Origin of the sequence: Clostridium puniceum (assembly GCF_002006345.1) — a bacterium.
GTDB classification, from domain to species: Bacteria; Bacillota; Clostridia; order Clostridiales; family Clostridiaceae; genus Clostridium; species Clostridium puniceum.
The window spans coordinates 1-23,454 of sequence record NZ_LZZM01000190.1; the positions used below are offsets into that span (position 1 = coordinate 1).

Below are 23,454 nucleotides of genomic sequence, written 5' to 3' on the forward strand. Positions count from 1 at the left end.
CCATAAATTACTTCAACAAAATTTTACAAAAAAATAGCATAGATGCCTCAAATATGTTAGGTTTAAGTTGCAACACCAAACCTAAGGAGGTTAATCTATGCTGACAACAATATTAAACCAAAATGAATTAATAAGCAACTATATTTTAGAGTTAAATCTACCATATTCTTCTGCGTTAAAGAATCATATGATAAATTTAGTTTCTGGAATAACCGTCACCGAAGGTAGTAAAAATCTCTCTTCAATTTATAGCAAACTTACTTGTAATAGGCATAGAAGTACAGGTTCAAGGTTTCTAGGCTCATACTCATGGAATCATGAGTATGTAACAGATGAACGAATATTTCATGCTATATCTGAAATCTCAAATACATCGAAAGATGATGATGTTGGATTTCTAATTATTGATAATATTTTAAGTAAAAAGGATACTTTTCCACAAAACATATAAAAGGTTTAGATTTTCATAATTCTTATTCAGATGGAAACAAACCTATGTGGTCTCATTGCTTGGTAACATCTCATTATAGAATTAATGATTATTCAATTCCTTTGAACTTTAAACAGTATCAACGTAAAAAAGTTTTTAAGAATAATCCTAAAAAAGTTTAAGGATAAACAGCAACTAGCTATAGAATTAATAAATGAGTTTGCTCCAGCTACCAAAGCTAATTATCTGCTGATTGATTCATGGTACTTCAGCAAAAATCTTGCTTCACGGTTTAGTAAATGGTTGTCGCAGCATAGGAAGAATTAAATCTAGTAGAGTTATATATCCAGCAGGTATTAAAATTGGTGTTGATAAGATTTCAAAGCACATTATGCGTAATGAAACTAGCGTTGTTACAGCTAGTAACAGTAAGTATTATGTTTATAGATATGAAGGAAAACTTAATGACATCGAAAACGCAGTTGTACTTATAAGTTGGAATAAACAAGACTTATCGGATAATCCTTGTTTTCTAATAAGCACGGATATATCATTAGATAATCAAACTATAATCTCTTACTATGAAAAACGCTGGAATATTGAAGTAAGCTACAGATATCTTAAATCAGCTCTTGGTTTTGATGAATTTCAGGTTGAATCCTCAAAATCAATAAATAGATATTGGAGCATGGTATTTCTAACATATACTTTTCTCGAGGTTTTCAGAGTAAAAAATAGTAAGACTCTCAAATTAAAAACTTTAGGAGATACAATATCTTACTTCCGTAACAACTATTTGGTGCAAATAGTTAGTTTTGCACATACCTGTGCGGATAACGGGATAAGTTTAGATTCAGTTATTTCCCAATTAGGACTAGTAGCTTAATTTTTTCCTATATAGTGCACAAGCCTAGTTAATAAATTATTTTTTGAATAAATAAAACGGAAAAATGGATATATATTAAGGAGAATAATTATGAAACCTAAGATAAGTATAATATTACCTTGTTATAATGTAGAAAAATATATTAAGAGATGTGCTAAATCACTTATAGAACAATCTATAGGTATAGAAAATTTAGAATTAATATTTGTAAATGATGCATCTACAGATTCAACATTATCCATGTTATCTGAAATTGAACAAGAATATCCAGATAATATTCTTGTTATAAATATGCCTGAAAATAGAAAGCAAGGTGCTGCTAGAAATATTGGATTAAAGTATGCGAATGCTGATTATATTGGTTTTGTAGATTCTGATGATTGGATAGAACCAGATATGTATGAAAAATTATATTCAAAAATGCAGGAATATAATTGTGATCTTGTTTCTTGTTATATTTTTGAAGATTATCCTAACGGAACATCTATAGGAATAGCTACAGGTAATAATGCTTTTTTTCAAATTAATACAATTGAAGAAAGAAAAAAATTTTCTCAAATAGATTCAGGTGGTGGAGTATGCTGTAAGCTGTATCATAAATCCTTGATAATAGATAATGGAATTTTATTTCCAGAACAGTTAAAATATGAAGATAACTATTGGAATTCTATGATAAGTTTACATTGCAGTAGTATTTATGTATTAAAAGAAAATTTATATCATTATTCTGTAAATCCGGGTTCTACAGTTCAAAGTAGAAATGCTCTACATCATTTAGATCGCTTAAATGTGGAAATGATGAAAATAGATACATATAAAGAAAAAGGTGTATTTGATATTTATAATGCTGAAATAGAATTAGAATTTTTAAATCTATTTTACGTGAATACATTATTTATAATATTTACAAAGTTTGATTTGGTACCAATTAATATTATACATTATATGCAGGAAACTGTACTTGATATATTCCCTAATTATAAATCTAATCCATATTTTATTGAGGACCCTAACAAATATCATAGCGTTTTAAATACTATAGAGCTGGATTGGAGTGGAGAACAATGGAATATGTTTGCTGAAGAATATAGAAAGATAATACATAATGAATAGAGATATTTTTAGATTAATTTATAAATAAATTATTAAATAAAAAAGAAAGTTATAATGAAGTTAGTAGATTTTATTATATAAGGTGAGATAAATGAATAGGTATTTCGAAATAAATAAAATTAAAATTGGTGAAGGACAAAAAACTTTTATAATAGCAGAAATGTCAGCAAACCATAATCAAGATTATGATAGAGCAGTGGAACTTATAAAAAAGGCAGCATGGGCAGGAGCAGATGCTATAAAGCTTCAAACTTATACTCCTGATACTATAACAATAGATTGTGATAATGAATATTTTCAAATTAAACAAGGTACTATTTGGGATGGGACTACTTTGCATAAACTTTATCAAACAGCTTATACTCCTTGGGAATGGCAGCCTAAGCTAAAAAAGGTTGCAGAAGAAGAGGGCTTGGTATTCTTTTCTTCACCTTTTGATTATACTTCAGTTGATTTTTTAGAAGATATGAACGTTCCAGCATATAAAATAGCATCCTTTGAATTAAATGATATTCCTTTTATTGAATATATAGCATCAAAAGGAAAGCCTATAATAATGTCTACAGGAATTGCTAGAATGGGCGATATTCAGGATGCTCTTGATGCTTGTAAGAGGATGGGCAATGAAAATATTTCATTATTAAAATGTACTTCATCATATCCAGCACCAATAGAAGAGATAAACTTAAAAACCATTCCTAATATGAAAGAAACCTTTGAAGTTATAGTTGGATTATCTGATCATACTATGGGAAATGCTGTTTCAGTTGGTGGTGTTGCAATAGGGGCTAAAATTATTGAAAAGCACATGACTTTAAGGCGTTCTGATGGAGGAGCAGATTCTAAATTTTCTATGGAGCCAGAAGAATTCAAGGAAATGGTTGACAATATAAGAATAGTTGAAAAGGCTTTAGGAAAGGTAACATATGATTTAACAGAAAAACAAAGAAATTCAAGAGAACATTCAAGAAGTCTTTTTGTTGTGGAAGATGTTAAAGAAGGGGATATGTTTACAGAGAAGAATGTTAGAAGTATAAGACCAGGGTTTGGATTAGAAACAAAATATATTAACGATATATTAGGTGAAAAGGCTAAGTGCAATATAAAAAAAGGAACACCTATGAAGTGGAACTTAATTAAATAACACATAAAAACTTGATTATAAAGGGGTGAGTTAAGTATTGGATGATAAAATATTAATATGTTTTTATTATAATAGTATAGAAGCACATATGGATATACTAAAAAAATTTGAGGATGATGTTTTTTTAATTTATGGATTTGATAATATTGATGATAATACCTTAGAAAATTTTAATTTACAAAATATATTAATTAACTCTTTAGGTAAAAACTATAAAAAAGATACAATAAATATTATAAGCAATATAGAAAGTTTAATAATAGATCTATTTAAAAAATATAGCTTTGAATATAATTCCTTTATTTTTGATAATTCGATTTCCATTAAAGAAGAAATTAATTTGATCAATGAAGATTATGTATGTAAATATAATTTTAACTTGTATTCAGTAATAAAGTGGAATACAAAGATTGATTATTGTATTTTAACGGATACTAATGTATATAAATATTCAAACTATAAATTGAAAAACTTTTTAAAGTCATCTAAAGAAATATGTGAAAATAATGAACTTTTTAAATATTACTTAAATTTAGATAATAAGTCTAATAGAATTAAAGAATATATAAATAAATTAAACTCTAAAGATAGGGAAAAGACAGAAGAGATAATTGAAAAAGAATTGAAAAATAATGATATTCTTTATAGAATATATATTAGTTCATTTCTATTATATACATTTAAGAAAAAAATATATGGAGATAAAATTTTAGATATTGTTCTAAATTTAAAAGCACTTAATAAAAATAATTGTTTTTTTATTATATATCAATTAATATCAAGGGGCTTTTCAGATAATAGAATTTCTAATAGTTTAGATAATAATAAGATAAATATGATATATGATAAAGTATTTGATGATTTTGAGAGAAATATGGGAGAATATAATTATATTCCTAAAAATGAAAGAAATGAGGATGTAATTTTTGTTTTTACCAGCCAATTTATAGCAATTCAACATGGTCCTACTAAGACTGCATTAGATAGATGCTATAATTTGATTAAGTATATGAATAAGAGAGTTTTTTTGATAAACACTAAAGAACTTATTACTACTAAGGGAATTGTGCTTATGGATAATATTAGATCGGGGTCTATAATTGAAGAATACAGTAATATAAAAGAATTTAGATATAAGGATTTATATATACCATATTATCAACCAATTTATAATATGCCAGAGGAAAATGAATGTAGAAATATTTTGGATTTAGTAAAAAAGCATAAACCATATTTAATGTTTAATATAGGTGGTTATAGCATAGTAGCTGATTTAGCATCTAAAATAGCTCCATTAGCAACGATATCAACATCAGGTAATTATTCAATTTCTAAAACTAAAGGCCAATTTTTTATTATGGGATGTAAGCCACAGAAATCTGATTATGATTATATATCAAAATTAGGATATAAAAAGCAAGCTATAATAGAAAGTCCGTTTACTTTTGATTTAAAACCACAAAAAGACAACTATTCAAGAAAAGATTTTGGAATTCCAGAAAATGCATTTGTGGTATGTGTTATAGGTGCAAGATTGCAAAGAGAAATAGATGAAGAATTTATTTATACATTAGATAAAATAATAGCTAAAGGATGTTTTGTTGTTATTATTGGAAAGTATGAACTTCCAAATGAATTTTTAGAAAAGTATCCCAATATGAATAATAATTTTAAAATATTAGGATTTCAAAAGGATATTTTGGCGTGCATAGATTTAGTTGATATATATATAAATCCTAATAGACAAGGAGGTGGAACTTCTGCGGTAGAATGTATGTATAAAGGCAAACCAGCAATTTCATTGAAACATGGAGATGTATCAATCCTTATAGAAGAAGAACTTTTAGTTCGAAATTATGAGGAGATGACTGATTTAGTTGAAATGTGCAAGAAAAATCCGCAATTTTATATACAAATGAGTAATAAAGTTAAACTTAAAGCGATGGATCTTATGGATACAAGAAAATATTTAAATCAAATGTATGATAACATAGTAAACAATACTTTGTTCGAGTGATATATTCGAACAGAGAGTGAGGAGTTTTAAGTGAATATAGCAATAATAGGTGGTTCTATAACAGAAGGTGCTGGAGCAAGTGAATATAAGAATTCTTATGTATATAAATTGGAACAGTATTTAAAAGAAAAAAATAGAGCTACAGTAATAAAGAATTTAGGTGCAGGAGGAACAGCATCTCACTTTGGACTTTTTAGACTAAAAAGAGATTTAGGTGATTTTAAACCGGATTTAATTTTTATTGAGTTTGCAGTAAATGATAGAATATATAATTCAATTGAAGCAAGTAAATATTTCGAAGGGGTAATTAGACAATGTGCTAATATAACTAAAAAAATAATTATAATTGATTTTCCAACTAGCTTAGGTGATAGTTGTACAAGCGTACATAAAAAGATAGCATATTTTTATAATATACCTGTTATAGATGTTCAAGACGAGGTGTGGAAGAGAATAGGCAATAGAGAGTTTACTTGGACTAAAATATCTGTTGATAATCTTCATCCGAATGATAGTGGACATGATTTGTATTTCCAAATAATAAAAGAGAAATTAGAGAATACAGATTTAGAAAATCTTCAATTAAAAATAGATAATAGAGTATTGATGAAATATAGATTTAATAATCCTAAAATAATAGCTTACGATAATGAAAATGTAGAGTATTATGGAAATTGGGCAGAACAAAGTTTTAAATTAAATAATAAATTTGATAAGGGTGCAATAACTAATTCAATAGGAAATGGTGTTATTTTTAAATTTAAAGGAAAGTATTTAAGTATGATGAATTTACTTACAAAAGATTCAGGAGTGCTAGAGTGTAAGCTTGATAATATAGAGTTTAATGTTGATTTATATAAGGATACAGATACAGATAGGTACTATGATAATACAATTAATTTAAGTGATTTAGATGATTGCGAACATACTTTAACTATGATAGTTAGTGATAAAAAAAATACTAATAGTTTGGGGAATAAAGTTATTATTGGCGGCTTTTTAATTGATTAAGGAATAGAATTTCTATAATAGGTTATTCCATATTTGATATAATTATGGAAGATTTTTAGTATATATGTTGTAATTAAATATTTACATAGAATGAAGTGAATATTTACAAATTTTATAAAAGACTCATTTGGCAACATATCTAATATGAAAGATATGCAGAATAAATTAATACTTAAAGATGGGTGAAAAATTATGAGAATTTTTATCAGAGCTGATGGAGGAAATACTATAGGACTTGGTCACATAATGAGGATGCTAGTTTTGGCAAAAGAATTAAAGAAAAACAATGAAGTGATATTTTTATGTAGAGGAAAACAAGCAAATAATATTAATAAAAAAAGTGATATAAATAAAGGAGCTTCCACTTATAATAGTGAAGATGATAAGTTTAAAGCTGGAATTGAAAAGGTAAGAAAAAATGAATTTAAAGTTTTTATGATTAATGACGAATGTGTAGTAGAAGAGATTATAAATCTTCAAAATGAATACAAGGCTGACTTAATAATTACAGATAGTTACGATGTAGATGAACTTTATTTCAATACACTAAAACCATATTTCAAATTAAATGGATATGTAGATGATATGAACAAGTGTAAAATGAATGTTGACTTTATAATAAATCAAAACATAAATGCAGAGGATATGAATTACATAAATAATGTAGAGCACAACACTAAGTTATTTTTAGGAACAAAATATTGTATGCTTAGAGATGAATTTAGAAAAGAGATTAGCAAGAAAGAACTAAGGGGAAAGTGTGAAGATTTACTATTAACATTAGGCGGAATGGATGAGAATTTTAATACTTTAACAATACTTAATGAAATTGCTAATTGTTATATAAACATTCGTGTTGTTATAGGAAGCGCATTTAATAAAAAGCTTATAAACGAATTATATGATTTATCTATAAAACATAATAATATAAAAATATATGAAAATGCAAAGATGTCTAGTTTAATGGTGAAATGTGATGTTGCAATATCAGCAGGTGGATCAACTTTATATGAACTATGTGCAATGAATGTTCCAACAATAGGGATAATAATAGCAGAAAACCAAGAGCAAGTGGCACTGAAAATGAAAGAAGAAGGATTAATAGCCGATGCTTATTGGATAAATGAAATAAAAGAGAAAAAATTATCTACAATATTAAATAAATTAATAAATGATAAAAAAATTAGAGAAGACATTATTATTAAGCAAAGAAAAGTTGTTAATACCGAAGGGGTAAAATTATTGGCAGATGAAATAAACGCATTAATCAAAAATTGTGTTTAGATTATATTTTGAAAGGAAAAGTAAATATGATAGAAGTTGAAAAATCAAAGAATGGTTCATTGACACTTAAGTATGAGAATAGATATGTACATAGTAAATATGATCCGATAATTGAAAGTGAACAATTCGCAAGTGGAAATTTAGATTTAATAAAGAAGCCTATCATATTATTATATGGTTTAGGATTAGGATATCATATAGATGCGATTGTTAAGAAAATGAATTCAGATTCCATATTATATGTCTTTGAATGGAATAAGATTTTAGTTGATTATTGTAAAGAGGTAAATGGAACTGTATTTAAATACAAAAATGTAAAAATAATAGAAAATAATGATAAAGACTTTTATAAAAAATTAGCTAAATGTTTAGAGCAAGCAAAAGATATTTTAATACATAAACCATCTTTGGAGACTATTATTACATCTAATGAAACTTTATATAATTTAATTAATGATTATTCAATAGTTAAACAATATAGCAAAATTGATTTGGATACAATTAACCTTTCTGAGGAAAATTTTGAAGCAAATAAAGAACAAAAATATAATATGATAAATGAATTTATCGAAAAATATAGATCTTCAAATAAGCCATATGTAATTGCCGCAGCAGGTCCGTCTCTTGACGATGAACTTGACTTATTAAAGGAATATAGAGAACAAGTTAATATAATAAGTGTTGGCAGCGCACTTAGAGCATTAATGAACAAAGGTATAAAACCAGATGTTGTAGTTATAATTGATGGGCATGAAATTGTTAAAAAGCAATTTGAAGGGTATGAAAATGAAAATATACCATTATGCTTTTCAGCAACAGCATCAAGATGGGCAGTAGGTTTATATAATGGACCTAAATATATATTTAACCTAACTGAAGAGGATGAGCTTGTTATAAAAACTAGAGGTACAGTAGCAGTAGCGGCTATAGATATTGCAATAAAGTGTGGTGCTAAAAATATTATATTTTTAGGTCAAGATTTAGCTTTCTTAAAGGATAGGTCTCATACGAAAGCATTTGAAGAAGTATATGGGTTTAAAGATGAAGATAAAAAAAATACTAAATGGAAAACTGTCATGGGGGTTGATGGAGAGTTTCTTAACACAAGACAATCATATATTACGTTTAAAAATAAAATAGAATCATTAATAAGAGAATATAAAAATGTAAAATTCGTAAATTGTAGTAAGGGTGCATTTATAAATGGCGCTGACCATATGGATTTTAAAAGCAATCAATTATTAGAATTATTAGAAAAATAGAGAGCAATTAATAATTTATAATTGTTGATTTAATATTTTTATTTAATTTTGGAAATGTTTAGTTAAGTTTTGATAAAATCACACGAAAAATAAAATAGTAAAAAAAATCATTAGATAGGATGTGAAAAATATGGATATAGCAGCAATGTCAATTGGGATGCATCAAGCTTCACTTGAAAATTCAGTTCAATTATCAGTTATGAAAATAGCAATGAATAGTGTTGAGGTTAGCTCAGGGCAAATGGTAAATATGATAGATAATATGACTGTTGAACCATATAAGGGTGAGAATATAGACGCAACTGTTTAATATTATAAAAAAAGGCATTGGAGTGATAGATAAATGAGGTTAAGTCATAATATGTTTTCTTTGGGGTTATATAAAAATTATAAATCAACTCTTGTGGAAAATTCAAAAGCAATGAATAATATAGGATCGGGAAAAAAGCTTAATTCAGCAAAAGATAATCCTAATAAAATAGCTCAAGTAGAAAACTTAAAAATAAATTTATTAAGTCGTGATGCAGCAAGTCAAAATATACAGGATACAAATTCGATGCTTCAAACTTTTGATGGAGCATTACAAGAAATGAATAATAATATATCAAGACTTAAAGAGTTAACTGTTAGAGGAGCTAATGGAAGTAATACCCCAGAGGATAGAAGTATTATCCAAAAGGAAATTGATAAAATTAAAGAAAGTATGGACTATATTGGGAAAAATACATTATTTAATGATATTCCTATGTCAGATTCAAATCCACCAACAACAGCTACAAATCCTAGTTATAAACAAGCTACAATTGGAGCGTTAGCAGACGAAAAAATTAATATACCTATTTATAATTTATCAAATACAGCACTTAACATTGATGGAATTGATGTTACCAATTCAGCTTTATTAAGTTCCAATATCGAAAATGTAGATAAAGCAGGAAATATGATAAGTGCAATAAGAAGTAAGTATGGTTCTATTCAATCTAGATTAAATGATTCCTTAGAGGATATGTCTGGAATAAATGAATCTCTTACTAAAGCTCAAAGTAGTATAGAAGATGCAGATATAGCGGAGGAATCCCTTCAAAATTCAAGGACACAAATAATGTACAAAGCTGCAATTGCATTAATGGCTCAAAGTAATAAATTACCACAAGATTCTTTAAACGTGTTAGCTAGTGTTAGATAAATGTATTATTAAAAGTAACTTTAAAGTTAATTATAAATAAAAATTAATGAAGCGTCTAATAGAAAGAATATTTACTTTTACGAAATTAGGAATATTCTTTCTTTTTTTGTATGAAAGTTTTTGTTAAATAGATATTTTATTGAAAAATGAAGAAAAAAATGTTAATATAGTATATAAAGAAAAATTATAAATGAAACTAGCATACTTATCGAAAGGTAAGGACGCAAAGCCATGAGTCTAAGGAAAGTTAAATTCTTTCTATGATTGTCAGGTTGCCAAAATATAATTAGTAATTATTTTATGCTTTGGTGCCAGTGTATTACAAAGGTGCCATTTTTTTGTTGTCATAACGACTATTTTTGAAAATAAAGAAAAATTTTATAGCTAAATAATATAAATTATTTTATAATTAACATAATAAAATAATTTGTAATTACAATACAAATTCTATTTAGCTATAATTATAAGTCTTTTGTAAAGTTCAATTTGGAGTTAGGCAACTTGTTTTATAAATAGATAATAATGTAATATTATTTATAGAATTTTGTATATTTATGCATATTAGGGAAAATGTAAGGGAGTGAATTTATGGCAATAGAATTAATTGGAAGTGATCAAACTTATGATTTGATCAAAAATGGTATCAAAGCATCTAATGTTAGAGCTAAAACAATAGCTAATAATATGGCTAACATTAATACTAAAAATTATAAGAGATTTAATGTGGTTTATGAAGAAAATTTGAAAAAACAAAATGATGAGTTAAATTTTGAACTAAAAAGAACTAATGCAGCTCATTTTGCTAGTGAAAATTCAAAAACTGATAATATTTCAATTGAACAAGACAAAAACACTAGTATGAGAAGTGATGGCAATAATGTTGATTTAGACATAGAAAAAGTTAATCAAGCTGCTAATACACTAAAGTATAATGCTTTAATAAGCAAGATAAATGGTAAATTTAATGACTTAAAAATGGTAATAAAATAGAATTAAGATTTTGTTAGTTAAACTAAAAATTCAAGAAAATTATGGAGAGTTTTAATGTTAATGAGGGGGAATTTTAAATGAACGCATTTAGTTCTATGCAAATAAGTGCAACAGGTCTTTCGGCAGAAAGATTAAGAATGGATACCATAACATCTAATATGGCAAATGCAAGTACTACAAGAAGTGCAGATGGAAGTGGTCCGTATGTTAGGAAAGTAGCGGTATTTCAAGAAGCACTTGATGCTAATAAAGAAGTTGCAGGAGTTAAAGCAGTGAAAATTGAAAAGGATAAGTCGCCTTTAAGAAAGGTATATGATCCAACACATCCAGATGCTGACAGAACTGGATATGTTACTATGCCTAATGTAAATGTATTAAATGAAATGGCGGATATGATGGTGGCAACAAGATCTTATGAAGCGAATGTTGATACATTTAATGCTTTGAAAAGTATGTTTTCAAAGGCTTTAGAAATTGGAAAGTAAGGGAGAATGAGATATGAGAATAGAGGACAAGTTCGCACAGACAGAAGCAATATTTAATAGTAAATTTAATGGTGTTAATAATGATAAAAAAGCAGATGAAAAAACTGAGTTGATTGGGTTTTCAGATATTTTAAAAAAATGTGTAAATGATACTAATGGTAAAATATCCGAAGCTAACTCAGTTACCAATAGTTTCGTTAAAGGAGAAGATGTTAATATTGATGAAGTTATGGTTAAAGGTCAAGAAGCTAGTTTAAGCTTACAATTTTTAACTCAAACTAGGGATAAGTTGTTGGAAGGATATAATCAATTATCAAGGTTGCAATTGTAGTAAGGTGAGGAGAGCTAAATAATGAAGAAACTTTTAGAAAAAGTTAAGGGGCTTTTAGAAAAGTTTAAATCCCAGAATAAGAAAATAAAAATTGCTGTTATAGTAGCAATTTTAGCAGTTATTATCGCAATTATAAGTGGAATTTTTTATTCATCTTCCAATAAATATCAAATTTTATTTTCTGACCTTGATGCAACAGATTCTCAAACTGTAGTGAAAACTTTAGAAGAGGGTAAGAATGAATATAAAATCGAAGGAACTTCTATTTTAGTTCCCAAAGATAATGTAGATGAATTGAGATTAAAATTAGCACCTAATTTAACATCTGGAAGTAAAGGCTATGAACTAATGGATGCTGGAAGCTCCTTTGGTATGACAGATGAAGAGTTTAAAATCAAAAAGGTTAGGATGCAACAAGGAGAATTAGAAAAAACTATAAAATATTTTCCACAAGTGGAAGAAGCAAGAGTACATATAACAGAGGCTAAAGATTCCGTTTTTGTAAAAGATTCTGAGCCAGGGAAAGCTGCTGTTTATTTAAAGTTAAAAAAAGGAACAAAGATTAGTGAAGATCAAGTTAAAGCAATAGTAGCTTTAGTATCAGGTGGTACTAATAATATTCCAAGAGCCAATATAGATGTTGTAGATGAGAATATGAATTTACTTACTAAAGATATTAATGATGAACAAAATGGTCAAGCAAGTTCAGAGGAAATATCGAAACAACAAGAAGCGGAAAAATCATATGAAAATAATCTCAAAAAGAAAATTGCTGATATATTAGAACCAACTATTGGTGCCAATAAAGTTAAAACAGCTGTTAATGTTAATTTGGATTTTGATTCAAAGCAAAATACAAAAACATCAGTGGATCCTAACAAAGTTATTATTAGTCAAGAAAATAATAAAGAAGCTAATACAACAGGAACAGATGGAACCACAAGTCAAAGTCCTGTAGACAACAATATGACTAATACAATAACTGACACTAATGGTGAAAAATCAACTTCTAGCAAAGAAAATCAAAAAACTAATTATGAAGTTGGGAAAAGTGAATCAAAGACTATAAGTGCTCAAGGAACTGTAAAGAGGATTACAGCGGCTGTTACAATTGATGGGATTTTAGATGATGCGCAAAGACAGCAAATTGAAACGCTTGTAGGAAATGCGATTGGTTATGATGCGCTTAGAGGAGATAAAGTTTCAGTAGTTGGAATGCCATTTGATACAAGTATTAAAGATGCAGAAAAGGCAGTGAATGATGCGAAGACAGCAGAAGTAGCAGCATCTAGCAACCTTAGAATGATGATTATTGCAGGAGTCTTAGGAGCAATACTTCTAGGTCTAATCATTTTCTTAATCATAAAGAGAAGAAAGAAGAAAGTTGTAGAAGAAGAACAATTATTAAATACATTAATAGACGATAGTATAATACCTAAAGAACCAGAAACATTTAGTCCAATAGAATTTGAAGCTAAAACACAAAAATCTCATTTAGAAAACGAGATTAAGAAATATGCAATGGAAAAACCAGAACAGGTTGTAGAAATAATTAAATCATGGTTGACTGAAAATGAGAGGTAGGTGATAGCTATGGCAAAAGAAACAGTTCAATTAACAGGAGTTCATAAGGCAGCAATATTATTCATAACACTTGGTCCTGAAGCTTCATCTGCAATATTAAAAAGATTGCCAGAGAATGATATTCAAAAAATAACTTATGAAATTGCAAATATTACTTCTGTTACTCCTGAACAGAGAGAAGAAATATTAAATGAATTCTTACAAATAAATAAAGCGAGAGATTATATTATTGAAGGTGGTATGGATTATGCTAAGACATTATTGTCAAAAGCACTAGGATCACAAAGAGCAAGCGAAATTTTAGAGAAAGTTTCAGAAGCAACAGCTCAATACAGACCTTTCTCTATTGCAAGAAAGGCAGATTCGCATCAGTTGCTAAATGTAATTTTATCAGAACAGCCACAAACTATTGCTTTAATTTTATGCTATCTTCAAGCAGATAAGGCCGCGCAAGTTATGGCTGAATTACCAGAAGAAACACAAAGTGAAGTTGCATATAGAATTGCAACTATGAACAATACTTCTCCAATGGTAATTAAAGAAATAGAATCTGTACTTGAAAGCAAATTATCTTCAGTAGTAAGAACTGAGATGACAAGCTTAGGTGGAGTAGAAACTTTGGTTAATATATTAAATGCAGTTGATAGAACCACTGAAAAGAATATTACTGAAGGATTAGAAAGAGAAGATGCAGAACTTGCTGATAAAGTTAAGAGTTCAATGTTTGTATTTGAAGATATTATTTCTCTTGATGATGTATCTATTCAAAGAATCCTTAGAGAAGTTGAAGTTAACGATCTTGCACTTGCACTTAAAGGATGTTCAGATGAAGTTGCGAATAGTATTTACAGAAATCAATCGAAGAGAGCTGCTGCTTCATTAAAAGAAGATATGGAATTCTTGGGACCAGTAAGGCTTATGGATGTTGAAAAAGCACAACAAAAGATTGTTTCTGTTATTAGAAGGTTAGATGATGCTAATGAAATCATCATTTCAAGAGGTGGAGAAGATGCAATCATCGTATAGTTTAATAAAGAAAGGCTTTTCCAAAGATGGCGAAAGTAGGGTTATCTCAACAAAATTTGATATAAAAAAAACAGAAACTGAACCAATTGAAGAGGAAATTGAAAACCTTGAAGAAGAAACTGCGGTTGTGAAGGTGCCAGAAGTTGATCCAGAAGAACTTTTAAGACGTTATGAAGATATAGGACAAAGAATAATACAGGATGCAAAAAGAGAAAAACAAGTCATTACCTTAAGAGCTCAAATGGATGCTAATGTTGCTGAAAAAAAAGCTTATGAAAAAGGTTATGAGCAAGGGCTTCAAAATGGATATGATGATGGATATAAAAAAGCTTATGACGAAACAATTGATGCAGCAAAAGCAGAAGCAGCATCAATTGTTAATAAAGCAGAGCTACTTTTAAAATCTGCACATGAAAATTATTGTAAGTATTTAGAATCAAAAAAAATTGATGTAGTGAAATTGTCATTAGAAATAGCTGAAAGTATTGCACAAAAAGTATTAAGCAATGAGGATTCAATGAATTCAATTATTGAAGAGGCCTTTAAGATTTCAAAAGGAGAAGATAATGTTATTTTAAAAGCAAATTCAATTCATGTTGAAGAAATAGAATCTCAAGTTGAAAGATGGAAAATAACTTATGGAATAAAAAATGAAATCTTTGTATTAAAAGACGATTCTATGGAACCTGGAAATGCAATTTTAGAAAAACCTAGTGGAATAGTAAAAGTAGGTGTAGACATTGGAATGGAACAAATACGAAAAGCTTTAATCAATTAAACAAGAAATAGTTTAAAGGAAAGTTCTTTAAAGAGTTGAAAAACATGGATTTAAGAAATTTCATGGAAATTTCAAACATATGTTGTTAACTGTCAACTGAAAAAAAGTGGGGGAGTTCTATGTTAGAATTGGATTTAGATTTTCACAAATTAAGTAAAAAAGTGAATACTATTTCAACAATATATAGTGAAGGTGCTGTTAAAAAGGTAATAGGACTTACTATTGAAGTGCAAGGGATTAAAGCATTTGTTGGTGAATTATGTATAATATATAATGAAAAAAATACTCCTGTAAATTGTGAAGTTGTAGGATTTAGAGATGAATTTGTAATTCTTATGCCTTTGGATGAACTTATAGGAATTTCACCAGGCTGTAGAGTTGTACCACAGCACAAACCATTAAGCGTTAAGTGTTCGGACAAGTTACTTGGACATATAATCGATGGATTAGGAAATCCTCTAGATTGCGAATCTATATCTATTGAGGGTGAAGAGTATCCGTTAGAAAATGAGGCACCAGATCCTTTAAAAAGGAAAAGAATAAAAGAGATTATGCCAACGGGAGTAAGAGCAATAGATGGATTTTTAACTTGTGGAGATGGGCAAAGAATTGGTATTTTTGCAGGTAGTGGTGTTGGTAAAAGTACAACGCTTGGAATGATAGCAAGAGAAGCTGAGGCGGATGTTAATGTTATTGCCTTAGTTGGTGAAAGAGGAAGAGAAGTTTTAGAATTTATAGAGAAAGATTTAGGTCCACAAGGTATGAAAAAGTCTGTTGTAGTATGTGCTACTTCAGACAAGCCGGCATTAATAAGAATTAAGGGAGCGCTAACAGCTACAGCAATAGCAGAATACTTTAGAGATAAAGGCAAAAAAGTAATTCTTATGATGGACTCAGTTACTAGATTTGCTATGGCTCAAAGGGAAGTGGGACTTGCTATAGGTGAGCCGCCAGCAACTAAAGGATATACACCTTCAGTTTTTGCAAAGCTTCCTAAGCTTATGGAAAGATCAGGTACATCTACAGATGGATCAATAACTGCATTTTACACAGTTCTTGTTGATGGAGATGATTTTAATGAGCCTATAGCAGATGCTGTTAGAGGTATATTAGATGGTCATATAGTTTTATCAAGAGATTTGGCACATAAAAATCATTATCCAGCTATTGATATATTAAACAGTGTCAGCAGACTTATGAGTCAAATAGCACCAAAAGAGCATAAAGAAGCAGCATCTACAGCTAGGGACCTGTTAGCAACTTATAAGGATTCAGAAGATTTGATAAATATAGGTGCTTATGTTAAGGGCAGTAATAAAAAAATTGATATGGCAATTGCTTATAATGATTCATTAAATAGTTTTTTACGCCAAGGTATTGATGAAAAATCTAGCTTTGAGGAATCCCAAAATACTTTAATAGCACTGTTTAAGTAAAAGTATACGAATTGATATTAAATCGATAAAACAGTTAATTACCTACAGGATATACTAAAGGAATCAACTATGGATTGTTAACTGAACTAAGGGGGTTTTATTTTGGCTCAAAGATTTAAATTTGGTTTAGATAAACTTCTTGAAATTAGAAAAACAAAAGAAGAAGAAAGTAAAAGATCATTTACTGAAAGTCAGAGAGAAAAAAGAAAAGTAGAAGAAAAGTTAGAAGAGCTTAATCGAAATTATAATAAATACAAGGGGATAGCTCCAAATGAGGATATAGTATATCAAAAATTAAAGAGGTATTATATTCAAGGAGTACAAAATGGAATAAAATCAAATGAAAAAGACTTAGCAATAAAAAATCAAGAAGTTGATAAGTGTAGAAGAGATTTAATGGTAAAGCAAATGGAAAGAAAAACAGTTCAAACCTTAAAAGATAAGAAGTATGAAGCATATGTAAAAGAACAAGATAGAGTTGAACAGATAAATCTTGATGAATTAGCTCTTTATGCATATGTAAGAAATAAGGATAATTAGAAAATAATTAGCAATAGCTAATAAAGTTGTTTGAAAAATATTCGAAAGTTATTTTATAGTACTTGAAAGGAGGTGAGAATAATGGTTACAGCTACAAAAACAACTGTGAATTCACAATCTAGCAGTTTGGATTTTTTATCAAAAACTTCTAAGTTAAATTTTTCAGATAGAGTTGGTTCAGATGTATATAAGACAGAGAATAATAAAGTTATTTCAAAGTCTGAAAGTTCTAAAAGTGAAGATTTTAAAGATGTATTAACTTCAAAAGTTAATTACAAGGAAGATGATCAGCAAAGAGTAAGTGGTAATAATGAAACAAAAGATATGACTAAAATTGATGAAGTGAAGGAAGAACTTAAAGAGTTAGAAGATGATAGTAAAGCAGCTTCTAAAGATGATGTGGATGATATATTAAATCAATTACTTAATTTACTTGCTAAATTAGGCATTAATGGTGAAGAGTTGAAGAAAGATGGAGAACTTAATGCTGAAGCTTTAAAAAATATTATAAAAGATATTAATGAAAATATTTCTTCTAGTAATAGTTTAAGTGCTACTATGGAAAAATTAATGGAACTCATGAAAAATAATTCTGTAAAAGAAGCACTAGATGATAATTCACTGAAATCTATACAAAGCATTTTAAGTAATTTAAGCTCTAATATTACAGATGATACAGCAGAGACAAAGGATGTAAAAAATTCTATAAAAAATCTGATGTCAGAAATATCTAATATTATAGAAAATAAGCAAAATACAAAAGTCTTAACGCTTGAAGATATGTTGAAAAACTATTCACAGGATAATAAAGAAGGTTCATTTGAAAGTGAAAGCAATAAGAGTGATACTTCAGAAACTGCAAAGAATAATAAAGAGGTTTCTAAAGAAGATAAATTTTTAAATTCTTTACTTGATGATAAAAATGATAATTCTTTGAATAAGATTAATTTATTTGCATCTAGAACTCAAGTTGGTCAAAATCAGGGAGTAGATACTGTTAGAGGTCTTACAATTAATAAAGCTACATTTGCAAATGATTTGATAAAAGATGTTAAATTTATGAGCACTAATGCAATGAAAGAATTGACAGTTAAAATTAATCCAGGAGATTTAGGAGAAATAACTATAAAGTTAATTCAAGAAGATGGAGTTATGAAAGCTAATTTAAAAGCTAATTCAAAGGAAGCAACGGCGTTACTTTCACAAAATTTAGCTGATATAAAGAAGCAATTAACTGAGCAAAATATAAAAATAGCAGATGTTAATATCGAGCTTTATCAAGAAGATACAACTTTCTTTAGTGAACAAGGTTTTGGAAGACAACTTTCTGAAGAAAAGGGGAAAAGTGGAAACGACAACAGCAATACTATAGGGAATGTAGTGGGTATTGAAGAAGAGTTAAATAACAATAATATTACATCTGATGACAATAATATTGAATTTTTTGCATAGGAGGTAAAAAATGAGTGATACTAAGGTAAATTCCTTGAATTATACAACTGTTAATATTGCAAGTTCTGGAACCACTGATAGAGGAACTAAAATAGTAGCTAAGAATGCTGCTGGTGGAAATATGGACAAAAATGCATTTTTAAAAATTTTAGCAGCACAATTAAGTAATTTAGATCCGACGCAAAATCAAGATTCAAGTGCTTATGTCAGTCAAATGGCTCAATTCGCATCAATGGAACAAATGACAAATTTAAATACTACCATGTCAGATTCTGCATATCAACAAATGGTTGGAAAGACAGTAATAACAAGTGAGAAAGATAATAATAATAACTATGTTCAGGGGTATGTAGCAGAAGTAATAAAAAAGTCTAGTGGAACTTATTTGAATATGCTTATTGATGGAAAATATAAAGAAGTTGCTGTTTCAAATATAATAGGAGTTACAGCAGGAACTGATACTAATGCAATTGCCAACAGTAAAGCAGCACTGAATTCAGATTTTACAGCAGCTTCAGCTTTGGCGGCGGATAAGAAAAATATCGTCATAGCAGAGTATGATAGCGATGGAAATGCTACTTTAGTAAGAGGAACAGTAAGCGGTGCATATATTGATACTGTTAATGGCGCATCAGTAAAAATAAAAGTTGATGTTTTAGATGCTGATGGAAAATCAACTACTAAGACATATGATTATGACAATATTATAAGAGCAGGTGATTTGACTACAGAGGAGATGGACGCTGCGGAAAAAGCAATAAAAGATAAGACAGCTTCAACAACATCTTCGACACAAAGCACTGCAACAGGCGTATAGATGAGCTATAGAATAATTAATGGACAAGCGTATTCAGTAGGAAACTTTGGACAAATTTCTAATACACAACCTAATATACAGAATAAAGTAAGTAGTAATGATAAAACCAGTTTCCAAAATATTTTAGATAGCGTTAAGAATAAAGAGGAAGGTTTTACTATATCTAAGCATGCAGCTAAAAGACTAGATGAGATTAATTTCACAGAAGAAGACATAAAGCAAATAGAAAAAGGTTTTGAAATTGCAAAAGATAAAAATTCAAAAAATACAGTTATGCTATATAAAGATGTTGCAATAATTGCAAGTGTTGAAAACAAAACTTTAATAACAGCAGTTGATAAGGAAAGAGCAAAAGATAATATATTTACAAATGTAGATAGTGTGGTAATTTTATAGCCGGACTTAAGCTAGTTAACCGTAAACTGTTAACAGAAGCAGCGGAGGCTAAACTTGTGGACTGACAGAAGCAAGTTAAAAACAAATTAGGATTAGGAGGAACGTTTATGTTAAGATGTATGTATTCTGGAATAAGCGGAATGAAGGTTAATCAAACTAAATTAGACGTTATAGGTAATAACATAGCAAACGTAGGTACAACGGCATTTAAATCTTCACAAGCAAGATTTAAAGATATGCTTTATCAAAATGCAGGAGAAGCATCAGCACCATCTACAGTACTTGGTGGTACAAATGCTAAACAAGTAGGGCTTGGTGCACAATTATCAAGTATAAATAAAATGATGGGACAAGGTAATGCTTTATCAACAGGTAGAAGCCTTGATGTATGTGTTGATGGTGATGGGTATTTAGTAGTAACTAAAGGTGATATAACTGCAGGAATTGGAGTTGATCAAGCAACTGGTTTGGATAAAACTGCTACTGATTCAACAGGAACAATTTCAGAAACTTTATTTACAAGAGATGGAAATCTTACGTTGGATTATAAAGGAAATCTGTTAACAGCTGATGGTCATAGAGTTATGGGATATTATTTAACAAGTTCCACAAACACCGGAGGTACTGCTAGTGCAAAAAGTTTAGAATATGATTCCACTAACACAGTATTAAATGCCAATTATGTAAATGCAGATGAAAAAGATTTAAAACAACTTGATGACACATTAAAGCCATTAGCAATACCAGATAGTGTTATTGTTTCAGGAACTGGAAGTACAGCAGTAACGCAACCAGTTAAGAAATTTGAAATTGGAAAAGATGGTATTATTGTAGCAGTATTAGGAGATGGTAAAAGGGCGGCTATTGGCCAAATTGCTATGGCAGGATTTAAAAACCCAGAAGGGTTAACTGACCTTGGTGGAAATATGTGTTTAAATTCTTCAAATTCTGGTCCAATAACTTATAAAACTGGAAAAATTGATTCTAGTACTGCAACATCTACAACAGCAGATAATTCAGCAGGATTTGGATCTTTAATCCAAGGAGCACTTGAAGGATCAAATGTAGATTTAACAGAACAATTTACAGATATGATTACAGCAACTAGAAGTTTCCAAGCATCTTCTAAAATGATAACTACTGGAGATGAAATTCTTCAGACTATCACTGGGTTGATGAGATAATTTTAATAAAATATATTATCTATTAATATATTTATATTTAAATACTTTACAAAAATAAATAAGCAAGTTGAGCTTTAAGTTCAACTTGCAAGTATTTATTAAATTACAATGGATAATGCAGAATACACAAAGGAACTTGTGTATTGTGAACTGTACATTGATTAAAGATATTAAAAAATGAGGGGTGAAAATTTATGATAGACGTAACAGGGATGAACCATGAAAAATTCATATTAAATGCAGACCATATTGAAAAAATAGAAGAGGTTCCAGAAACAATAATTACATTAACTAATGGAAGAAAATATATAGTATTAGAGAGTGTAGATGATGTAAAGAATTCAGTTATAAAATACAAAAATAAAATATTCACATATAAAATATAAAAATTAACATTTTGATTGTTGCAAATAGTGAGGAGTGAAACTTATGGCTTTTGGAAAAGGAAAAGCAAAAGAAAATGGTGAAAATTCAAGTAAAACTAATAAAGGAGTTTTAATAATCTTATTTATTTTAGGACTAGTAGTATTAGGTGGAGCTGCTTTTGGTGGAGTATATTTATTTATGAAAACTAAAAGTACAGTAGAATCTCAAGAAGTAATTATAGAAAATACTTATATGGAATTAAAAGAATTTACCGTTAATTTAGGTGATGAAGGTGGAAAAAGATTTTTTAAGGGAGAAATCTCTATAGGATATGATAAAAGTAAAGAAAAATTAGCAGAAGAATTAAAAGGAAAAGAAGTAGTTATAAGAGATGATATTATATTCTACTTTAGAAGTCAAAAGGCCGATTATATAAATAATATAGAAAATGCTGAAAATATGAAAAAACAATTAATTGATGCTATTAATAAGGATTTAACAAAGGGTAAGATTACAGACATAAGATTTAAAAGTATGATAATTCAATAAGGTGAAAAGATGGATTTGAATTTTTTTGGAATGTTTGTACAGCTTATTTTAGCATTAGGAGTAACATTAGGATTAATCTTTTTAACATTTAAATTAATGGGAACAAAAGTTAATTCTATTAATAATAATAAATATGTTAAGGTTATTGAAAGAGTACAAGTATCAAAGGAAAATACTATATTAGTAGTTAAGATTGGTAAAAAAGGATATATAATGACTAGTACTACAGGACATATGGGAAAATTGTCGGAATTATCAGAAGATGAAATTAATCTTATTGAAGAAGAAAAGAAAAAAGCAGCAGAAGAAATAGCTGAAAATTATAAGAAATTGATGTTAAAATCAAAAAGAAGCTTTTCTAAGATAATAAAGAATATAAACTCAAAGGAAGATAAACATGAAAAATAATAAGAAAAGAATTGCAGTTACGCTCATGATGGTTCTTGGAATTATGATGTTTTGCACTATAAATGCATATGCTGCTCCTAGTAATACAGATTTACCGCAACTTAATATATCACTTGGTGATAAAGGAAATACTCCACAAGATTATGCATCAAGTATTAAACTATTAATATTTTTTACAATTATATCATTATTACCATCTATAGTAATAATGATGACGTCTTTTACTAGAATTGTAGTAGTATTTTCATTTTTGAAAAGTGCAATGGGAATACAACAAGCTGTTCCAAATCAAATTTTAACCGGATTAGCTATATTCTTAACATTATTTATTATGACACCAGTTTATAATCAAATGAACACAAATGGAATTCAGCCGTACTTAGAAAATAAAATAAATCAAGAACAAGCAATTACAGAAGTTTCAAAACCTCTTAAGACTTTTATGCTTGCACAGACCACTAAAAAAGATTTGAAATTATTTATAGAAGTTAGCAAATTAGATACAACAAATTTTAAAGAAGAAACTGATATTCCAATGACTACATTAATTCCAGCCTTTGCAATAAGTGAGTTAAAAACTGCTTTTGAAATAGGATTTTTGATATATTTGCCTTTTATTGTAATAGATATGGTAATAGCAAGTGTTCTAATGTCTATGGGTATGTTTATGTTACCACCTACTATGGTATCTCTTCCATTTAAATTAATTGTATTTGTAATGGTAGATGGATGGTATTTATTAGTAGAATCATTGATAAAGAGTTTTATGTGAGGTGAAA

General features: G+C 28.5%; 24 protein-coding genes, 1 pseudogene and 1 riboswitch. All 25 genes and pseudogenes read left to right on the forward strand.

Annotation, left to right across the window (positions count from 1 at the left end; all coding sequences use genetic code 11):
• Positions 1–53 precede the first annotated feature (53 nt).
• A pseudogene (locus CLPUN_RS17200) lies at positions 54–1,316 on the forward strand (IS701 family transposase).
• Between the two features lie 90 nt (positions 1,317–1,406).
• Positions 1,407–2,429: a glycosyltransferase family 2 protein gene (locus CLPUN_RS17205; RefSeq protein ID WP_077848475.1), complete on the forward strand. Its 1,023-nt coding sequence runs from the start codon at positions 1,407–1,409 to the stop codon at positions 2,427–2,429.
• 91 nt (positions 2,430–2,520) lie between these two features.
• A complete protein-coding gene (gene pseI / locus CLPUN_RS17210; protein WP_077848476.1) occupies positions 2,521–3,573 on the forward strand; it encodes a pseudaminic acid synthase in 1,053 nt (350 codons plus the stop codon).
• 37 nt (positions 3,574–3,610) lie between these two features.
• Positions 3,611–5,590: a glycosyltransferase family 4 protein gene (locus tag CLPUN_RS17215; protein ID WP_242954168.1), complete on the forward strand. Its 1,980-nt coding sequence runs from the start codon at positions 3,611–3,613 to the stop codon at positions 5,588–5,590.
• A gap of 30 nt (positions 5,591–5,620) precedes the next feature.
• Positions 5,621–6,601 (forward strand): SGNH/GDSL hydrolase family protein, encoded by a 981-nt coding sequence (locus CLPUN_RS17220; RefSeq protein WP_077848477.1) that lies wholly within the window; start codon positions 5,621–5,623, stop codon positions 6,599–6,601.
• Positions 6,602–6,793: 192 nt separating this feature from the next.
• Positions 6,794–7,885 (forward strand): UDP-2,4-diacetamido-2,4,6-trideoxy-beta-L-altropyranose hydrolase, encoded by a 1,092-nt coding sequence (gene pseG, locus CLPUN_RS17225; protein WP_077848478.1) that lies wholly within the window; start codon positions 6,794–6,796, stop codon positions 7,883–7,885.
• 26 nt (positions 7,886–7,911) lie between these two features.
• A complete protein-coding gene (locus CLPUN_RS17230; protein WP_077848479.1) occupies positions 7,912–9,147 on the forward strand; it encodes a motility associated factor glycosyltransferase family protein in 1,236 nt (411 codons plus the stop codon).
• Between the two features lie 130 nt (positions 9,148–9,277).
• The gene (locus CLPUN_RS17235; RefSeq protein WP_077848480.1) at positions 9,278–9,457 is read left to right on the forward strand and encodes a YjfB family protein; all 180 of its coding nucleotides are present in this window, start codon (positions 9,278–9,280) and stop codon (positions 9,455–9,457) included.
• A 33-nt stretch (positions 9,458–9,490) separates the two neighbouring features.
• Complete coding sequence (locus CLPUN_RS17240) at positions 9,491–10,333, forward strand: flagellin (RefSeq protein ID WP_077848481.1); 843 nt, start codon at positions 9,491–9,493, stop codon at positions 10,331–10,333.
• A 188-nt stretch (positions 10,334–10,521) separates the two neighbouring features.
• Positions 10,522–10,613: riboswitch (cyclic di-GMP riboswitch) on the forward strand.
• A gap of 308 nt (positions 10,614–10,921) precedes the next feature.
• The gene (flgB, locus tag CLPUN_RS17245; protein ID WP_077848482.1) at positions 10,922–11,323 is read left to right on the forward strand and encodes a flagellar basal body rod protein FlgB; all 402 of its coding nucleotides are present in this window, start codon (positions 10,922–10,924) and stop codon (positions 11,321–11,323) included.
• A 77-nt stretch (positions 11,324–11,400) separates the two neighbouring features.
• A complete protein-coding gene (gene flgC / locus CLPUN_RS17250) occupies positions 11,401–11,808 on the forward strand; it encodes a flagellar basal body rod protein FlgC (RefSeq protein WP_077848483.1) in 408 nt (135 codons plus the stop codon).
• 13 nt (positions 11,809–11,821) lie between these two features.
• A complete protein-coding gene (fliE, locus tag CLPUN_RS17255) occupies positions 11,822–12,139 on the forward strand; it encodes a flagellar hook-basal body complex protein FliE (RefSeq protein ID WP_077848484.1) in 318 nt (105 codons plus the stop codon).
• A 21-nt stretch (positions 12,140–12,160) separates the two neighbouring features.
• Entirely contained in the window at positions 12,161–13,723 is a 1,563-nt protein-coding gene (fliF, locus tag CLPUN_RS17260) for a flagellar basal-body MS-ring/collar protein FliF (RefSeq protein WP_077848485.1), read from the forward strand.
• 9 nt (positions 13,724–13,732) lie between these two features.
• Positions 13,733–14,749, forward strand: coding sequence for a flagellar motor switch protein FliG (gene fliG / locus CLPUN_RS17265; protein WP_077848582.1), 1,017 nt, complete (start codon positions 13,733–13,735; stop codon positions 14,747–14,749).
• Positions 14,733–15,527 (forward strand): FliH/SctL family protein, encoded by a 795-nt coding sequence (locus CLPUN_RS17270; protein WP_077848486.1) that lies wholly within the window; start codon positions 14,733–14,735, stop codon positions 15,525–15,527. Before fliG ends, CLPUN_RS17270 begins: the two co-directional genes overlap by 17 nt.
• A gap of 119 nt (positions 15,528–15,646) precedes the next feature.
• Entirely contained in the window at positions 15,647–16,963 is a 1,317-nt protein-coding gene (fliI, locus tag CLPUN_RS17275) for a flagellar protein export ATPase FliI (protein ID WP_077848487.1), read from the forward strand.
• 102 nt (positions 16,964–17,065) lie between these two features.
• Positions 17,066–17,503: a flagellar export protein FliJ gene (fliJ, locus tag CLPUN_RS17280; protein WP_077848488.1), complete on the forward strand. Its 438-nt coding sequence runs from the start codon at positions 17,066–17,068 to the stop codon at positions 17,501–17,503.
• 81 nt (positions 17,504–17,584) lie between these two features.
• Positions 17,585–18,955 carry a flagellar hook-length control protein FliK gene (locus CLPUN_RS17285; protein WP_077848489.1) on the forward strand — a complete coding sequence of 457 codons (1,371 nt, stop codon included), beginning with the start codon at positions 17,585–17,587 and terminating at the stop codon, positions 18,953–18,955.
• 10 nt (positions 18,956–18,965) lie between these two features.
• Positions 18,966–19,772, forward strand: a complete 807-nt coding sequence (locus CLPUN_RS17290; protein ID WP_077848490.1) for a flagellar hook capping FlgD N-terminal domain-containing protein — start codon at positions 18,966–18,968, stop codon at positions 19,770–19,772.
• Positions 19,773–20,168, forward strand: coding sequence for a TIGR02530 family flagellar biosynthesis protein (locus tag CLPUN_RS17295; RefSeq protein WP_077848491.1), 396 nt, complete (start codon positions 19,773–19,775; stop codon positions 20,166–20,168).
• Between the two features lie 107 nt (positions 20,169–20,275).
• Positions 20,276–21,352 (forward strand): flagellar hook-basal body complex protein, encoded by a 1,077-nt coding sequence (locus tag CLPUN_RS17300; RefSeq protein WP_077848492.1) that lies wholly within the window; start codon positions 20,276–20,278, stop codon positions 21,350–21,352.
• A 194-nt stretch (positions 21,353–21,546) separates the two neighbouring features.
• Positions 21,547–21,738 carry a flagellar FlbD family protein gene (locus CLPUN_RS17305; protein WP_077848493.1) on the forward strand — a complete coding sequence of 64 codons (192 nt, stop codon included), beginning with the start codon at positions 21,547–21,549 and terminating at the stop codon, positions 21,736–21,738.
• Between the two features lie 43 nt (positions 21,739–21,781).
• The gene (locus CLPUN_RS17310; protein ID WP_077848494.1) at positions 21,782–22,267 is read left to right on the forward strand and encodes a flagellar basal body-associated FliL family protein; all 486 of its coding nucleotides are present in this window, start codon (positions 21,782–21,784) and stop codon (positions 22,265–22,267) included.
• A gap of 9 nt (positions 22,268–22,276) precedes the next feature.
• Complete coding sequence (locus CLPUN_RS17315; RefSeq protein WP_077848495.1) at positions 22,277–22,675, forward strand: flagellar biosynthetic protein FliO; 399 nt, start codon at positions 22,277–22,279, stop codon at positions 22,673–22,675.
• Positions 22,665–23,447: a flagellar type III secretion system pore protein FliP gene (gene fliP, locus CLPUN_RS17320; protein ID WP_077848496.1), complete on the forward strand. Its 783-nt coding sequence runs from the start codon at positions 22,665–22,667 to the stop codon at positions 23,445–23,447. The genes CLPUN_RS17315 and fliP overlap by 11 nt, the downstream gene beginning before the upstream one ends.
• Positions 23,448–23,454: the final 7 nt, after the last annotated feature.

Coding starts and splice junctions, on each gene's coding strand:
- flgC (WP_077848483.1), top strand. CDS start 11,401: ATGAACGCATTTAGTTCTATGCAAATAAGTGCAACAGGTCTTTCGGCA.
- fliE (WP_077848484.1), top strand. CDS start 11,822: ATGAGAATAGAGGACAAGTTCGCACAGACAGAAGCAATATTTAATAGT.
- fliF (WP_077848485.1), top strand. CDS start 12,161: ATGAAGAAACTTTTAGAAAAAGTTAAGGGGCTTTTAGAAAAGTTTAAA.
- CLPUN_RS17295 (WP_077848491.1), top strand. CDS start 19,773: ATGAGCTATAGAATAATTAATGGACAAGCGTATTCAGTAGGAAACTTT.
- flgB (WP_077848482.1), top strand. CDS start 10,922: ATGGCAATAGAATTAATTGGAAGTGATCAAACTTATGATTTGATCAAA.
- CLPUN_RS17205 (WP_077848475.1), top strand. CDS start 1,407: ATGAAACCTAAGATAAGTATAATATTACCTTGTTATAATGTAGAAAAA.
- CLPUN_RS17230 (WP_077848479.1), top strand. CDS start 7,912: ATGATAGAAGTTGAAAAATCAAAGAATGGTTCATTGACACTTAAGTAT.
- fliI (WP_077848487.1), top strand. CDS start 15,647: ATGTTAGAATTGGATTTAGATTTTCACAAATTAAGTAAAAAAGTGAAT.
- pseI (WP_077848476.1), top strand. CDS start 2,521: ATGAATAGGTATTTCGAAATAAATAAAATTAAAATTGGTGAAGGACAA.
- CLPUN_RS17315 (WP_077848495.1), top strand. CDS start 22,277: ATGGATTTGAATTTTTTTGGAATGTTTGTACAGCTTATTTTAGCATTA.
- CLPUN_RS17240 (WP_077848481.1), top strand. CDS start 9,491: ATGAGGTTAAGTCATAATATGTTTTCTTTGGGGTTATATAAAAATTAT.
- CLPUN_RS17290 (WP_077848490.1), top strand. CDS start 18,966: ATGAGTGATACTAAGGTAAATTCCTTGAATTATACAACTGTTAATATT.
- CLPUN_RS17310 (WP_077848494.1), top strand. CDS start 21,782: ATGGCTTTTGGAAAAGGAAAAGCAAAAGAAAATGGTGAAAATTCAAGT.
- CLPUN_RS17270 (WP_077848486.1), top strand. CDS start 14,733: ATGCAATCATCGTATAGTTTAATAAAGAAAGGCTTTTCCAAAGATGGC.
- pseG (WP_077848478.1), top strand. CDS start 6,794: ATGAGAATTTTTATCAGAGCTGATGGAGGAAATACTATAGGACTTGGT.
- CLPUN_RS17305 (WP_077848493.1), top strand. CDS start 21,547: ATGATAGACGTAACAGGGATGAACCATGAAAAATTCATATTAAATGCA.
- CLPUN_RS17285 (WP_077848489.1), top strand. CDS start 17,585: ATGGTTACAGCTACAAAAACAACTGTGAATTCACAATCTAGCAGTTTG.
- fliP (WP_077848496.1), top strand. CDS start 22,665: ATGAAAAATAATAAGAAAAGAATTGCAGTTACGCTCATGATGGTTCTT.
- fliG (WP_077848582.1), top strand. CDS start 13,733: ATGGCAAAAGAAACAGTTCAATTAACAGGAGTTCATAAGGCAGCAATA.
- CLPUN_RS17235 (WP_077848480.1), top strand. CDS start 9,278: ATGGATATAGCAGCAATGTCAATTGGGATGCATCAAGCTTCACTTGAA.
- CLPUN_RS17300 (WP_077848492.1), top strand. CDS start 20,276: ATGTTAAGATGTATGTATTCTGGAATAAGCGGAATGAAGGTTAATCAA.